At 64.4% G+C, this 14840-nt stretch carries 11 protein-coding genes; 6 read left to right on the top strand and 5 right to left on the bottom strand.

Annotated features, from left to right (window positions below; genetic code table 11):
* Nucleotides 1–12 precede the first annotated feature (12 nt).
* Entirely contained in the window at nt 13–516 is a 504-nt protein-coding gene (locus G3N59_RS05260) for a hypothetical protein (RefSeq protein WP_205981888.1), read from the bottom strand.
* 519 nt (nt 517–1035) lie between these two features.
* Between G3N59_RS05260 and G3N59_RS05265 the strand changes: the two genes are divergently transcribed.
* The 3 genes from G3N59_RS05265 (at nt 1036) to G3N59_RS05275 (ending at nt 5558) form a co-directional block, all read left to right on the top strand.
* Complete coding sequence (locus tag G3N59_RS05265; protein ID WP_205981512.1) at nt 1036–2745, top strand: ATP-binding protein; 1710 nt, start codon at nt 1036–1038, stop codon at nt 2743–2745.
* Nucleotides 2746–2786: 41 nt separating this feature from the next.
* Nucleotides 2787–3368 (top strand): response regulator, encoded by a 582-nt coding sequence (locus tag G3N59_RS05270; protein WP_205981513.1) that lies wholly within the window; start codon nt 2787–2789, stop codon nt 3366–3368.
* Nucleotides 3369–3557: 189 nt separating this feature from the next.
* Nucleotides 3558–5558: a response regulator gene (locus G3N59_RS05275; protein WP_205981514.1), complete on the top strand. Its 2001-nt coding sequence runs from the start codon at nt 3558–3560 to the stop codon at nt 5556–5558.
* Between the two features lie 83 nt (nt 5559–5641).
* On the opposite strand, the gene mscL is transcribed toward G3N59_RS05275, so the two are convergent.
* The 3 genes from mscL to mfd form a co-directional block, all read right to left on the bottom strand.
* Entirely contained in the window at nt 5642–6091 is a 450-nt protein-coding gene (gene mscL / locus G3N59_RS05280) for a large conductance mechanosensitive channel protein MscL (RefSeq protein WP_205981515.1), read from the bottom strand.
* A gap of 281 nt (nt 6092–6372) precedes the next feature.
* Nucleotides 6373–7617 carry an acetylornithine deacetylase gene (argE, locus tag G3N59_RS05285; protein WP_205981516.1) on the bottom strand — a complete coding sequence of 415 codons (1245 nt, stop codon included), beginning with the start codon at nt 7615–7617 and terminating at the stop codon, nt 6373–6375.
* A gap of 183 nt (nt 7618–7800) precedes the next feature.
* A complete protein-coding gene (gene mfd, locus G3N59_RS05290) occupies nt 7801–11286 on the bottom strand; it encodes a transcription-repair coupling factor (RefSeq protein ID WP_205981517.1) in 3486 nt (1161 codons plus the stop codon).
* Nucleotides 11287–11554: 268 nt separating this feature from the next.
* On the opposite strand from mfd, the gene ispD reads away from it, so the two are divergent.
* The 3 genes from ispD to G3N59_RS05305 all read left to right on the top strand — a co-directional run bounded on the left by ispD (nt 11555) and on the right by G3N59_RS05305 (nt 14169).
* Complete coding sequence (gene ispD, locus G3N59_RS05295) at nt 11555–12268, top strand: 2-C-methyl-D-erythritol 4-phosphate cytidylyltransferase (protein WP_205981518.1); 714 nt, start codon at nt 11555–11557, stop codon at nt 12266–12268.
* A gap of 50 nt (nt 12269–12318) precedes the next feature.
* Nucleotides 12319–12798 carry a 2-C-methyl-D-erythritol 2,4-cyclodiphosphate synthase gene (gene ispF, locus G3N59_RS05300; RefSeq protein WP_205981519.1) on the top strand — a complete coding sequence of 160 codons (480 nt, stop codon included), beginning with the start codon at nt 12319–12321 and terminating at the stop codon, nt 12796–12798.
* A gap of 231 nt (nt 12799–13029) precedes the next feature.
* Nucleotides 13030–14169 (top strand): acyltransferase, encoded by a 1140-nt coding sequence (locus G3N59_RS05305; RefSeq protein WP_205981520.1) that lies wholly within the window; start codon nt 13030–13032, stop codon nt 14167–14169.
* Between the two features lie 17 nt (nt 14170–14186).
* Here the strand turns inward: G3N59_RS05305 and G3N59_RS05310 are convergent, their stop codons facing one another.
* Entirely contained in the window at nt 14187–14735 is a 549-nt protein-coding gene (locus G3N59_RS05310) for a peroxiredoxin (RefSeq protein ID WP_205981521.1), read from the bottom strand.
* Nucleotides 14736–14840: the final 105 nt, after the last annotated feature.

A 14840-nucleotide genomic window follows, 5' to 3' on the forward strand; every position in this document is an offset into this window, starting at 1 on the left:
TTCGTGTGGATCTCAGCGCAATTGCTGCTTCGGTGCCGGATCGCCGGCCGCGTCCTGACCGCGTGCCGGGCGTCGCGAACCTGCGCCGGGTCGACCGGCGCCGAAATCCGGCAGAATCCGGCCGCGCGCGCGGCTGGCGAAGACCAGGAAGCCGAAACCATCGGCTTCGTACCAGTAGCCGCCGTTCTCCAACCCTTCGATCGGCTGCTCGAGCGCATGCGCAATGGATTCGATGCAGCGCTTGCGCAATTCGCCGGTGCCTGGCCACGGCGGTTGTGCGCCGCGCATGCTGCACAGGAGCACGTCGAGACCCGGCAGCACATGGGCATAAAGCACCGGCTCGTCCTGGGCGCGCGCACGCGCGATCTTCGTGTCCAGTTGACCGAACGGTTTGAAGTGGCTCAGTACGGCGAGAAATGACTCGTCGCCATCGGCCTTGATGCGTTTACGCTTTTTCGGGAAGGACATAAAAATTCGCCTGAAAAAGGTGGATTGCAAGACACGCAGCGTTCCCATGCGACCACTCCCGGATTGGTGCGCCGCACGTCGATCCACCATGGATCTGCCGTTTTCGCGAGGATGCAGGCCGTGGGGACGGCGCCCAGATCCTCCTTGCGTCAGGCAAACGCCATGCCGGACAGCACGTCGCGCTCATGTAAGTATCCCGGCGCTCTCTCGCTTCTTTTACCGCTTCTCTTACCCTGTCTTTCTTTCGTCTCCGGTCTCAATAATAGTCCCGCACGCGCGCGCGGTGTGACGATTTCTCGGGAAAAAGGCGGCTTTTCTCACGGCGAGGTGGGCAGTGCCACATACATTGTCATCTCGGTATTTCGCGCCGATAATGTTTCGGCTCTGATGCCTGCGGCGCACGATGCGCCGCGCGGGGAATCGGTCGCAGGTTGGCCGCGACCGATGTGCGAATTGGGTACGAATTGGGTCATCAGGCAGACAGATCGGAGCCGGGGCGGCGCTGCGGCCCACGCACGAGCATCACGGCGACGCCTTGCGCGCCCGCCGCCACTGAATCCGACCATCATGAAACTGTTCGCCAAGGGTCTGTTGCTGATCGCGATTCCAAGCGTCATCGAACTGGCGCTGCTCGGCGTCGTCTTCGATACGCAAGGCGAGGCCGCCCAGGCCGCCAAACGCGCCGAAGCCAGCAAGCAGATTCTCTGGCAGGCTTCGAGCCTCGCCCAGCCGCTGTTGCGCGAAGCCGCGCGGGTGCGTACCGCGGTCGTGCTCGAAGATCCCTCGTTTATCGACCGGCGCGCCGTGTGGGCCGAATTCTCGGACCGCATTGCGCTGCTCGCGCATGCCGTGGCCGACAATCCACAACAACTCGCGCGCGTGCAGCGCATCAACAACGACGCGCGTGCGTGGCGTGCGCGCTGCGGTGAAATCGCCGACGCGCTGCGCGAAGGCCACGCCGGTCCGCTGGTGCACGCGGGCGCAAGCGGCCTGCCGCCCGAAATCGAAGCGGTGCGCAGCGAACTCGACGCGTTTATCGCCGAACAAACGCGCCTCGACGTCGCCCGCAGCACCTCGTTGCGCGAGACGCGCGAGCGCCAGCAGGACGCGCTGATTTTTGCCGTGGTCGGTTCGATGCTGATCTGGGCGCTCACGGCCTTCGTGTTCGCGCGCAACGTGGGATTGCGGCTCGCGGCGCTCGACGCCAATGCGCAACGCCTGGGCGAAGGTGTGGCGCTGGCCGCGCCGCTGGCCGGCGACGATGAAATCGCGGCGCTCGATGCCGTGCTCAATCAGACCAGCCACCGCCTGCGCGACGCCGAACGCGAACAGGCCGCGCTCAAGCTGCAGTTGCAGGCGCGCGCCGCAGATTTGGCGTCCGCCAACGACAGCCTGCGCCAGGAAAGCCAGGACAACGAGATGTTCATCTACAGCGTGTCGCACGATCTGCGCTCGCCGCTGGTGAATCTGCAGGGCTTTTCGAAGGAATTGCAGGTGTCCTGCGAGGACCTGCGCGAGCAGATCGACCGCGCCGGTTTGCCCGCCGACGAGCATCGCCGCATGAACGAAGTGCTCGACGGCGATGTGGCCGAATCGTTGCAATTCCTGCGCCAGGCGGTCTCGCGTTCGGCGGCGATCATCGACGCGCTGCTGCGCATGTCGCGCGCGGGCCGGCTGGAATTCCGCTGGCAGCGCGTGAACATGGGGCGCATCGTCGAGCGCGCGCTCAGCGGTCTCACCGCCGATCTCGCGCAGCGCGCGCAGATCATGGTGGGCGAGTTGCCGCCCGCATGGGGCGATCCGGCGGCGCTCGAACAGATTTTCGGCAATCTGATCGATAACGCTTTGCGCCATCTCGATCCGTCGCGGCCGGGGCAGGTGGAAATCGGCGCGGTGTTGCCCGACGAGATGGCGAAATACGAAGAGGGCGATCTCGTAGAAATCGACGAAATGGCCGCTGCGCGCCCGGATTTCAGCAAAAAAACGCCTCAAAATGCGCCGAACAGCGCGCTTGATGCAGCACGCATGCCCGAGACGCGCACGCGGACGTATTATGTGCGCGACAATGGCATCGGCATTCCCGCCGCCTATCTGCCCAAGCTGTTTCGCGCTTTCCAGCGTCTGCATGGCGGCCAGTCGGACGGGCAGGGCACGGGGCTCGCGCTCGCCCGACGGATCGCCGAGCGCCATGGCGGGCAGATGTGGGTCGAATCGACCGAAGGCGCGGGCTCGACGTTTTTCGTCACCTTGCCCGATGCGCCGTTGCGCACGGCATAGAACATCATCGAAACGTTTGTGAAGACGTCGGAGAGCGGCATATGACGCACGGGGAGAACGCGGATCGGACCGATCAGGCGGGCGAGGCTGACGCAGCGCAAACGCCGCAGGCACTGCTTGATTACCGCGCCGCGCTGGCCGGTGAACGCGTGAGCATTGTGCTGATCGAAGACGACGACGGTCACGCCACGCTGGTCGAACGCAACCTGCGGCGCTCGGGCGTGTCCAACGGCTTTTTGCGCTTTCGTGACGGCCAGGAGGCGCTCGATTACTTTTTTGGCGCGCCGGGTGCGTCGGGTACAGAAAATCCGGGCGCAGCGACTTTTCCGTCGCGCGAGGATCTGGCCAACTTCGTCGTGCTGCTCGATCTGCGCATGCCGCGCGTGGACGGCTTCGAAGTATTGCGCCGGCTGAAGGCCGAACCGGCGACGGCCTCGGTGCCCGTGATCGTGCTCACTACCACCGACGATCCGCGTGAAATCGAGCGCTGCTATGAACTGGGCTGCAACGTGTACATCACGAAGCCCGTCGAATATGACGCGTTCATCGAAGCGGTGAGGCGGCTGGGGTTTTTCCTGCAGGTCGTCAAACTGCCGGCAGGGCATCGTTTTTCGCGTCCCTGAAAACGCGATACGGCCTGGCGGAGTCGATGAAGCCCACGGTTGTCACCCGACTGCACCTGACAGCACCCGGCCGCACCCGATAGCCAGCGGCACGAACCAGACCGCGAGAGAGATTGATTCACGCATGACCACCATGACCAGACTGCGCATGCTCCATACCTGGAGCCAGCCCCGAGGGACGCGACGCGCATGAACGAAGAAGCAACCCTGTTGACGGGCGCGCACGTGCTCGTCGTCGACGATGACGAGGGCATTTTGCGGCTCGCGCGCAAATCGCTGGTGCGTGCGGGCGCGCGCGTGGACACCTGCGGCAGCGTGGCCGAGGCGAGCACCGTGCTCGCCGCGCGCACGCCCGATGTGCTCGTGCTCGACTATCAGCTCGACGGCGCGGAAACCGGGCTCGACTTCTTCCGCCGCCTGCGCGCGGGCAACGTGCGCGTGCCGGCGATTCTCGTCACGGGATTCACCGATGAATCGCGCGTGATTGCGGCGTTGCGCGCGGGCGTCTCCGACGTCGTGCCGAAATCGGGCGATTACCTCGACTATCTGCCCGAAGCGGTGGCGCGCGTGCTCTCGCAGGTGTCGCTGCAGCGCGCATCGGATCAGGCGTTGTTGCTGCGCGATCGCGAGGAGCATTACCGCACGCTTTCGGAAGCCTTGCCGCACCTCGTTTTCACCTGCGGCGCGGATGGCGACTGCGATTTCCTCTCCAAGCAATGGCGCGATTACACGGGGCTGGACGCGAGCGCTTCGCATGGCCTCGCCTGGCTCGACGCCGTGCATCCCGACGATCGCGAGGACATCCGCCGCACCTGGCTAAAGGCCGTGCGCAGCGACAACAACGATTACCGCCACGAATTGCGGATTCGCCATCACGACGGCTCGTACCGATGGTTCGATGTGCGGATCGTGGCGATGCGCGACCCGCACGGCGGCATCAACAAGTGGTTCGGCAGTTGCACGGACATTCACGCGCAGCGCGAATCGAGCCAGGAGCGCGAACTATTGCTGGCCTCCGAGCAGACCGCGCGTCAGACCGCCGAAGAAGCCAATCGCGCGAAAGACCGCTTTCTCGCCATGCTGTCGCACGAATTGCGCACGCCGCTGACGCCGGTGCTGGCCGGCACGCGTCTGCTCGAACAGATTCCCGACTTGCCCGAAGCCGCGCGCGCGGGCGTGCTGATGATCCGCCGCAATATCGAACTCGAAGCGCGCCTGATCGACGATCTGCTCGATCTCACGCGCGTGGCCAACGGCAAGCTCAGCCTCACGCTCGATACCGTCGATGTGCACGAAGTCATCGACGCCGTGCTCGAACTCTTTCACAGCGAAATCCAGATCAAGCAGCAGGACGTGCATGTCGAGCGGCACGCGAAGCATCACTATGTCCGCGGCGATCGCGCGCGCATGCAGCAGATGTTCTGGAATCTCGTGCGCAACGCCGCGAAGTTCACGCCCGATGGCGGCCATATCTACGTGCGCACGCGCGACGAACGCATGCATGTGCTGATCGAAGTCGAGGATACGGGCATCGGTATCGCGCCCGAGCAGATCGGCAAGCTGTTTCACGCTTTCGAGCAGGGCAGCCACAACATGACGCGGCAATTCGGCGGTCTGGGGCTGGGGCTTGCGGTGACAAAAGCGCTGACCGAGGCGCATGGCGGCACGGTCAGCGCGAAGAGTCCTGGCGCGCACTGCGGCGCAACCTTCACGATCGTCCTGCCGACGGCCACGCCCGGCACCGGCGCGCAGCAACCGGCGGACCACTGCGCGCCGCAGCAGGCGGGCGCGCTCGATATCCTGCTGATCGAGGACCACGAAGATACGGCGGAGGTGATGTCGCAACTGATCCGCGCGCTGGGTCACGAGGTCGCGGTGGCGGCCAGTGTGGCGAGCGCGCTGGCGCTCGCGGCCGCACAACGTTTCGACCTCGTGGTGAGCGATATCGGCTTGCCGGATGGTTCGGGCATCGACTTTATCCGCGCGTTCCGCAAGGAATCGACGGTGCCGGCCATCGCGCTAACGGGCTTCGGCACGGACGACGATGTGCGTCGCAGCCTCGATGCGGGCTTCACCGCGCATCTGACGAAGCCGGTCAATTTCGAACAACTGGAGCGCCTGATCGAAGAAGCCGCGGTGCAGCGCGCGCAGACTCTCGATCATCACGCATCGAATCCGGCCACGTCCTGAACGCCAGCCGCATGACGTCAAAAAGCCCGCGTGCCGTTGAAGGCGACGCGGGCTTTTTGCTTTTGAACCGGTAAAACCTGTGCTTAGCGCGGATTGTTCTTCAGCGAATCGCGGATTTCGCGCAGCAGAAGCACATCTTCGGGCGTGGGCGGCGGCTCGGCGGGCGCGGCTGCCGCTTCCGGCTGGCGCAGCTTGTTGATGAACTTCACCATCAGAAAGATGATGAACGCGAGAATGATGAAGTTGATCAGCACGGTGATGAACGAGCCATAACCGAACACGGCCACGCCAGCGGTCTGCAGATCCTTGTACGAATCGGGATTGCCCTTGAACGTATCGGGAATATGGCCGAGACGCACGAACATGTTCGAAAAGTCGAGGCCGCCTGTCACCACGCCGATCACCGGCATGATGAGGTCTTTCACGACCGAGTTGACGATGCTGGAGAACGCACCGCCGATGATCACACCGACGGCGAGATCCATCACATTGCCTTTGACGGCGAAATCCTTGAATTCCTGAATCATGCTCATGAGCGGGCTCTCCTTGGTAAGGGGCGGCACGGGCCTGGGGTCATAACGATGCATTCGCGCAATGATAGCGAACGCTCCCGTATCACGGTAGCGATTTGACACTGCCTGACATTTCGCCGATTGCGCCCGAGTGCCAGATTAGTGGCGAATTTGCGGGGTTCAGCGCCGATACATCAGACTTATTGCACGTCGCGTGCCTGCATGATCGGCGCGTGAAACCGTAGCGGCCTCAGTGATCCAACTAAGTGACGCAATTCGGCGATCCAACTCAGTGATCCAATTCAGCGCCCGAGCGCTTCGACCGACATGCCGCGCACCAGCTTGCGCAGAAATCCTTCGCAGGCCGAAAGCTGTTCGAGCGAGACGAACTCGTTGGGCTTGTGCGCCTGCTGGATATCGCCGGGACCGCACACCACGGTGGGAATGCCCGCGCGCGCGAACAGGCCCGCTTCGGTGCCGTACGCGACCTTGCGGCGCGCCTGGTCCGCGGTGAGCGCGCGCACGAGTTGCGTGATCGCGGCCTGTTCGCTGTCGTCCAGACCCGGCGCAGCGGCAATCTTCATGAACTCGATCGCGGGCGTTGCGCCCGCCACGCCTTCGCGTTGCATCTTCGGCAGCAGCGTTTCGCGCGCGTATTGCTCGACGCGCGCGAAGATCGCATCGGGGTCGAGCGTCGGCAGATTGCGGAATTCGAACGCGAAGCGGCATTCCGCAGGCACCGTGTTGACGGCATTGCCGCCTTCGATCGTGCTGGTCTGGGCGGTGGTGAACGGCACGTCGTAAAGCTCGTCGAACGGGCCTTGCGCGCGGAATTCATCGGCCATATCGCGGATGTAGCAGATCAGGCGCGCCGCGTATTCGATCGCGTTCAGGCCGCGCGGCGTGAGCGACGAATGCGCCGCGTGACCGCGCACGCAGCATTGATAAACGTTGATGCCCTTGTGCGCCACGATCGGCCGCATGCTGGTCGGTTCGCCGACGATGCAGCCTTCCGGGTTCACGCCGCGCTTCACGAGCTCCTCGATCATCAAGGGCGCGCCGACGCAGCCAATCTCCTCGTCGAAAGACAGCGCGATATGCAGCGGTTTCGCAAGTTTGACCTGCTGGATTTCAGGCACGAGTGTGAGCGCCGCGCCGATAAAACCCTTCATATCGCAGGTGCCGCGGCCATAAAGCAGGCCGTCGCGAATTTCCGGCTTGAACGGATCGCTGTCCCATTTCTGGCCATCGACGGGCACGACGTCGGTGTGGCCCGACAGCACGATGCCGCCATTCGTCGAGCCGTCGTGCGCGGGCAAGGTGGCGAACAGATTGGCCCATTTGCCGTCGCGGCCATAGGTGAGCGTCGATTCGATGCCGCGTGCGCGCAGATCGTCGCGCACGGTTTCGATCAGGCCGAGATTCGGATGACGGCTGACCGTGTCCATCGACACGAGACGGTTGACCCAGGGAAGCGAGGCGGGAAGTTCGGACGAGGCGGATGCAGGGGACTGCGTGGAAGACTGCGCTGTTTCAGCGGTACTCATGGTGGACTCCGGCGTGCTGGGCTTGCCCATAGTGGTATCCCATATTAACCAAAAAGGGTGGGACTCGCCAAAGCCGGCAGGCGCGTTGCAGCGCGCGCGGACGTGGCGCGCTGCAACATGCCGTGGGGGCGGAGGCGACGCCGGTTCAGGCGTCGGATCATCCGTTAAAGCGCGTGTGCGTACTTACGCACGCGGCGCGTTGGCCCGTGCGGGCGCACCCAGCGCACGCAGCGTTTCCTTCACCGTGGCGACGCGCACCGTCAGATCCGGGGTGCGCGTTTCGATGCGCAGCTTGTCCTGCCCCGCGAGCTTCACGTGCTTGTGCTTCTGCACCATCTCGATGATGCGCATGGCGTCCACCGGCGGATTCGGCACGAACTGCAGACCGATGACCGTTTCGCCCGCATCGATCTTGGTGATGCCCAGCGGCTTCGCCGCCAGACGCAGACGATGCGTTTCGATCAGCGCATGCGCCTGCGGCGGCATCTTGCCGAAGCGGTCGATCAGCTCTTCCTGGATGCCGTCGATCGAATCGTCGTGCTCGCAGTTGGCCAGACGCTTGTAGAGCGACAGACGCTCCTGCACATCGCCGCAATAATCGGCGGGCAGGATCGCGGGCGCGTGCAGATTGATTTCGGTGGTCGCGGCGAGCGGGGCGTTCAGATCGGGTTCGCGGCCATCCTTGAGCGCCTTCACGGCATCGTTGAGCATGTCCGTATAAAGCTGGAAACCGATCTCGTGAATCTCGCCCGATTGCTTGTCGCCGAGCACTTCGCCCGTGCCGCGAATTTCGAGGTCGTGCATCGCCAGATAGAAACCCGCGCCCAGTTCTTCCATCTGCTGGATCGCTTCCAGACGGCGCTGCGCCTGCTTCGTCAGACCCTGCGGATCGTGCACGAGCAGATACGCGTAAGCCTGGTGATGCGAGCGCCCGACGCGGCCGCGCAACTGGTGCAACTGCGCCAGACCGAATTTATCGGAGCGATGGATCAGGATGGTGTTGGCGGTCGGCACGTCGATACCGGTTTCGATAATCGTCGTACAGAGCAGCACGTTCGCGCGCTGCGCCACGAAATCGCGCATCACGGCTTCGAGCTCGCGTTCGTGCATCTGGCCGTGCGCCACTGCAATGCGCGCTTCGGGCACGAGCGCTTCGAGCATCGCGCGACGATTTTCGATGGTCTCGACTTCGTTGTGCAGGAAGTACACCTGACCGCCGCGTTTGAGTTCGCGCAGCATCGCTTCGCGAATCACGCTGTCTTCCTCGCGGCGCACGAAGGTCTTGATGGCAAGACGCTTTTGCGGCGCGGTGGCGATCACGGAGAAGTCGCGCAGACCTTCGAGCGCCATGCCGAGCGTACGCGGAATCGGCGTGGCGGTGAGCGTGAGCACGTCGACTTCGGCGCGCAGCGCCTTGAGCGCTTCCTTCTGGCGCACGCCAAAACGGTGTTCTTCGTCGATGATCACGAGACCCAGGCGCTTGAACTGCACATCGGAAGACAGCAGCTTGTGCGTGCCGATCACGATATCGACGCTGCCTTCGTTGATCTGCTGGATCGCCGTGCTGACTTCCTTCGCGCTCTTGAACCGCGAGAGTTCCGCGATGCGCACGGGCCAGTCGGCGAAGCGGTCGGTGAAGGTCTGCGTGTGCTGTTCGGCGAGCAGCGTGGTGGGCGAGAGAATCGCCACCTGCTTGCCGCCCATCACGGCGATAAAGGCCGCGCGCAACGCGACTTCGGTCTTGCCGAAACCCACGTCGCCGCACACGAGACGGTCCATCGGCTTGCCGCTCGTCATGTCGCCGATCACGGCGGCAATTGCAGCGGCCTGGTCGGGCGTTTCCTCGAAGCCGAAGCTCTCGGCGAACTTCACGTAATCCTTCGGTTCGAGCGCGAATGCGTGGCCCTCGCGCGCGGCGCGGCGCGCGTAGAGATTCAGCAGCTCGGCGGCGGTATCGCGAATCTGCTGCGCGGCCTTGCGGCGCGCCTTTTCCCACTGGCCGGAGCCGAGCGCATGCAGCGGCGCGCTGTCCGGGTCGGCGCCGCTGTAGCGCGAAATCACGTGCAACTGCGAAACCGGCACGTAGAGCTTGCTCGCGCTGGCGTATTCGAGGTGCAGGAATTCGGTGTCGCCTTCGCCCAGATCCATCGTCACGAGGCCGTGATAACGGCCGATGCCGTGCTGCGCGTGCACGACCGGATCGCCCACTTTCAGCTCGGACAGATCGCGCACCATCGAATCGACGTTGCTCGCCTGTTCCTGGCGGCGGCGTCCGGCGCGGCGCGCGAGCGGGCCGTACAACTCGGTTTCGGTGATGATCGTCAGGCTTTCGCCCGGCAGCGCGAAGCCGGTCGACAGCGGCGCGACGCCGAGCGTGAAGCGCTCGTCGCCGGTGAGCCAGTCTTCGAAGCTATCCGACGAAGTGGGGCGCAACTGGTTATCGGCCAGCAGTTGTGCGATGGTCTCGCGCCGGCCCGCCGATTCCACCGCGAACAGCACGCGGTTTTTCGTAGTGTCCAGATAGCCGCGCAGCGACGCGAGCGGGTCGTCGGCGTGACGGTCGATTGCGAGCGTGGGCAGCGGCGTGGCCCAGCCGCCCGCGCTCGCCGCCGGCAACACGAGGCGCGCGAAAGGCTTGGCGAGCGTGAAGAAGTCCTCGTCGGTCAGGAAGAGGCGCTGCGGCTCCAGGATCGGACGCTCGCGGTCGTGCGCGAGGAAGTTGTGGCGCTGCCGGGTATCGGCCGTGAAGCGGCGGATCGAGGTGTCCAGATCGCCCGAAAACACCAGTTGCGCGTTCTGCGGCAGATAGTGGAACAACGTGGCCGTTTCTTCGAAAAAGAGCGGCAGGTAGTACTCGATACCGGCCGACGGCACGCCGTTGCCGATGTCCTTGTAGATCGTCGCGCGGCTCGGGTCGCCTTCGAATACTTCGCGCCAGCGGCTGCGAAATGCCGTGCGCGACGCTTCGTCGAACGGAAACTCGCGCCCCGGCAGCAGACGGACTTCCTTGACCGGATAGAGGCTGCGCTGGCTGTCCGGGTCGAAGGCGCGGATCGAATCGACCTGATCGTCGAACAGGTCGATGCGGTAGGGCAGCGGCGAACCCATCGGGAACAGGTCGATCAGCGAGCCGCGCACGCAGTATTCGCCGGGCCGCATCACCTGGCTCACGTGCTCGTAGCCGGCCAGCGTGAGCTGCGACTTGAGTTTCGCTTCGTCGAGCCGTTGGCCCTGGGTGAACGAAAACGTGTAGGCCGCGAGGAACGAGGCCGGCGGCATGCGGTAGAGCGCCGTGGTGGCGGGCACCAGCAGGATGTCGCAACGACCTTCGCCGAGATCGTGCAGCGTCGCCAGACGCTCCGACACCAGATCCTGGTGCGGCGAGAAGGTGTCGTACGGCAGCGTTTCCCAGTCGGGCAGCAGGCGCACGCGCGCGGCGGGCGCGAAGAACGGAATTTCCTGGGCGAGACGCTGGGCGTCCACAGCGCTCGCACAGATCACCGCGAGCAGCGGGGCGCCGGCGCTGTCGCGCGCGGCTTCGTGGTATCGGGCGATCAGGAGCGCATCGGACGAACCGTGCGTGCCGTCGAACGCATAGCGCTGCCCCGGCTTGACGACGGCGACCGGTGAAGCGGACGGGGACTTCGAGGATGCGGCGATTTCGGACATAGGGGCAACAGGTTGGCCTGGGCGAGGCGGGCGGCGCGCATCGTGGGATGCAGGCTCCGCGCGCACCGCCTGGGTGCATGCGATCCGCGCTGCAGGCGATTCAAGGCGATTCAGGGTGATTCCGTACGGCCGTTCGACAGGCCGCGGGGGCGCCCAGGGTTGGCCCAATACGCGAGTCGACCGGTGCTGCTTGCGGTCGTCGTGCGTGCGGGCAAAGGACCTATTATAAAATCCGTCCTTTACTTTGACTCATGCGGCTCGCGACACCGTGACCTCACGCCTATTTGCCCTGATTCCCTGCGCCGGTACCGGCAGCCGTTCGGGATCGATTCTGCCCAAACAATACCGTACGGTAGCGGGGCGCGATCTCCTGCACTATACGCTCGCGGCGTTCGACGCCTGCAGCGAATTCACCCAGACCCTGGTTGTCATTTCTCCCGACGATAACCACTTCGATGCGCGCCGTTTCAGCGGTTTGCGCTTCGCGGTGCGCCGCAACGGCGGGGCTTCGCGCCAGGCGTCGGTCTATAACGGACTGGTCGCGCTCGCCGAATTCGGCGCCAGCGACGACGACTGGGTGCTCGTGCACGACGCCGCGCGCCCCGGCATCACGCCCGCGCTGATCCGCTCGCTCGTGGACGCGCTCAAGGACGACCCGGTCGGCGGCATCATGGCGCTGCCGGTGGCCGACACGCTCAAGCGCGTCGCGCCGCATCACGTGCCGGGCGGCCCGCGTATCGAACGCACCGAATCGCGCGACGGCCTCTGGCAGGCCCAGACGCCGCAGATGTTCCGCATCGGCATGCTGCGCGGCGCGATCGAACGCGCCCAGCAGGAAGGTCACGATCTCACCGACGAAGCCAGCGCGATCGAATGGCTCGGTCATTCGCCGCGTCTCGTGCAGGGCAGCCTGCGCAACTTCAAGGTGACGTACCCCGAAGATTTCGCGCTCGCCGAAGCGATTCTCGGCGCCGCGACCTGAACGCCCGACAGCACAATCACCTCAGCACCACCCACACGGAAATCCCACACATGGACATCAGAATCGGACAAGGCTACGACGTGCACGCACTCGTCCCGGGACGCCCGCTCGTTATCGGCGGCGTGACGGTGCCCTACGACCGCGGGCTGCTCGGCCACTCGGACGCCGACGTGCTGCTGCACGCCATCACCGACGCATTGTTCGGCGCGGCCGCGCTGGGCGATATCGGCCGTCACTTCCCGGATACCGACAAGCAGTTCTACGGCGCCAACAGCCGCGTGCTGCTGCGCGAATGCCTGCGCCGCGTGGAAGAAGCCGGCTTCAAGCTGATCAACGTCGACAGCACCGTGATCGCCCAGGCGCCGAAGCTCGCACCGCATATCGACGCGATGCGCGCCGCGATTGCGGAAGACCTCAAGTTGCCGCTCGATCGTGTGAACGTGAAGGCAAAGACCAACGAGAAGCTGGGCTATCTCGGTCGCAGCGAAGGTATCGAAGCGCAGGCAGCGGTGCTGCTCACGCGCGAGTAAGAATGCGTTTTAGGCCCTGAAACAAGGGCTTTTCTCAATCGACTAACGTGCGTTGAAAGCGCCGCGCAAACGGCGTGCCGCGAATGTATCGATTGATCCGCGCAGGCCGCGTGCCCGCTCGTACAACAGAGGCGGTGGTTGCAGATGCAATCACCGCCTTTGCTTTTCTTGCCGATTTATTTCCGTTTTTGTCACCGTATCCTGAACGCGTATCCGGAAGCGGAAAGGGCAATGACGGGACTCGAAAGACGCGTGAAAGGCCTCGACGGTCTCCGGGCGCTGGCAGTGATGCTGGTGTTCCTCTCGCACAAGGCGCACGTCGACGCGATCGACGCGGGCAAGATCGGCGTATGGCTGTTCTTCCTGATCAGCGGCTATCTGATCATCGGCGAGCTGCATCGTAATCGCGCGCGCGTGGAGCAGCAGGGCGCGCGTCGCGATGCGGTGCTCTATGTGTTCTACGTCAAGCGCGCGCTGCGCATCTTCCCGGTGTATTACCTGCTGCTGATCGCGCTGACGATCGCGCATGCGTGGTTCTATCAACGCGATGTCGAGCTTGGGCTGGCCTGGCATTTCGCATTCCTGTCCAATTTCTGGATCGGTATCGTGCATGACGGCTGGCCGGGAACGGTCTCGCATTTCTGGAGCCTCGCGGTCGAGCAGCAGTTCTATCTGATCGCGCCATTCGCGCTGCTTTTCACGCGTGCGTCGCGGCATCTGGGGATTTGCATCGGCATGATCTGTGCGGCGGCGCTGGCGCATCTTGCGCTCTACGCGAGCGGCGCCATCGAACCGCTCGTCTACGCGTTCTCGCCGTGGAATTTCGCCTTGCTCGCGCTCGGCGGCGCATTGGCGATTGGCGGCGAGCGCGTGCAGGTGAGGGGGCATTTACCTGCCGCGCTGTGGTGCGGGCTGGCGTTCGCGTGTCTGGGCGTGTTTGCGTTCGCGCGCGCCGATTGCCTGAGCTGCGAAGCGACCCAGCGCGCCGTGCTGCCCGGTTTGCTCGATATCGGCCTCGCGCTTTCGCTGGGCGCGGTATTTTTGTGGATCGTGCGCCGCCAGGACAGCGCGCTGGTGACGGCGCTCGAAGTGCGGCCGCTCGCGTATCTGGGCACCATCAGCTATGGCTTCTATCTGTTCCACAACCTCGTGCCGTCTAAGCTGGGCGATGCGCCCGCGCTTTACACGCGTCTGCATGTGCCCGGGTTCGCTCAGGACCTGCTGCCGCTCGTGCTGCAATTCGCGCTGGCCGTGCTGCTCGCGCATCTGTCCTGGCAACTGCTCGAAAAGCGCGTGCTGGAATGGAAAGCGCCGCTCACGACGGCGATCCGCAACCGCCTGCCCGCGCGTACCGCGGCCGGGCAGACCTGAGTGCTCCGCGATGAAACTCAGAACGTGGCGCCGCCGACTTCTCTGCCGCCCGGACACAGCTCGCCGGTTTGCAGCCCGTCGAGCACGCGTAGCACTTCGGCTGCGCTGCGCCCCACGTTGAGACTGTTCACGGACACGTGCTGGATCGTGTTGTCGGGATCGACGATAAAGGTCGCCCGCAGCGCCACGCCGGCTTCCTTGTCGCGAATGCCGAGTTGGTCGATCAGCTCGCCTTTTACGTCGCCGAACGAGTAGTGGTTCAGGCGGTCGAGTTCCCGGTTCTCGCGCCGCCACGCGAGCTTCACGTACTCGTTATCGCAACTGCCGCCCATCAGCACCGCGTCGCGGTCTTCGAACTCCTTGTGCAACTGCGCGAACGCGACGATCTCGGTCGGGCAGACCACCGTGAAATCCTTCGGATAGAAGTAGATCACCTTCCACTTGTCCGAGAAGGTCTGCTCGGTGATTTCGATAAAAGCCGATTCGCCGTTTTCTTCAGGATGATTGAAGCCGGGCTTCGCGGCGGTGACGGTGAAAGCTGCCAGTTTGTCGCCCACGGTTTTCATGGCGTCGCTCCTTGAAGACGTGCCGGATGCGCGCCCCGTGCGCGCACGATTTCGCTTCGATTGTGGCAGGGGACGGCGACGCACGCCGCGAGCCTGCACGGCGGC

Origin of the sequence: Paraburkholderia sp. Ac-20340 (assembly GCF_017104965.1) — a bacterium.
Lineage (GTDB): Bacteria > Pseudomonadota > Gammaproteobacteria > Burkholderiales > Burkholderiaceae > Paraburkholderia.

What these genes read in the sequence shown, in the direction of transcription:
- G3N59_RS05275 (WP_205981514.1), top strand. Translation starts at nt 3,558, where the DNA reads ATGAACGAAGAAGCAACCCTGTTGACGGGCGCGCACGTGCTCGTCGTC.
- G3N59_RS05310 (WP_205981521.1), bottom strand. Translation starts at nt 14,735, where the DNA reads ATGAAAACCGTGGGCGACAAACTGGCAGCTTTCACCGTCACCGCCGCG.
- mfd (WP_205981517.1), bottom strand. Translation starts at nt 11,286, where the DNA reads ATGTCCGAAATCGCCGCATCCTCGAAGTCCCCGTCCGCTTCACCGGTC.
- G3N59_RS05260 (WP_205981888.1), bottom strand. Translation starts at nt 516, where the DNA reads ATGGGAACGCTGCGTGTCTTGCAATCCACCTTTTTCAGGCGAATTTTT.
- G3N59_RS05265 (WP_205981512.1), top strand. Translation starts at nt 1,036, where the DNA reads ATGAAACTGTTCGCCAAGGGTCTGTTGCTGATCGCGATTCCAAGCGTC.
- G3N59_RS05305 (WP_205981520.1), top strand. Translation starts at nt 13,030, where the DNA reads ATGACGGGACTCGAAAGACGCGTGAAAGGCCTCGACGGTCTCCGGGCG.
- argE (WP_205981516.1), bottom strand. Translation starts at nt 7,617, where the DNA reads ATGAGTACCGCTGAAACAGCGCAGTCTTCCACGCAGTCCCCTGCATCC.
- G3N59_RS05270 (WP_205981513.1), top strand. Translation starts at nt 2,787, where the DNA reads ATGACGCACGGGGAGAACGCGGATCGGACCGATCAGGCGGGCGAGGCT.
- ispF (WP_205981519.1), top strand. Translation starts at nt 12,319, where the DNA reads ATGGACATCAGAATCGGACAAGGCTACGACGTGCACGCACTCGTCCCG.
- mscL (WP_205981515.1), bottom strand. Translation starts at nt 6,091, where the DNA reads ATGAGCATGATTCAGGAATTCAAGGATTTCGCCGTCAAAGGCAATGTG.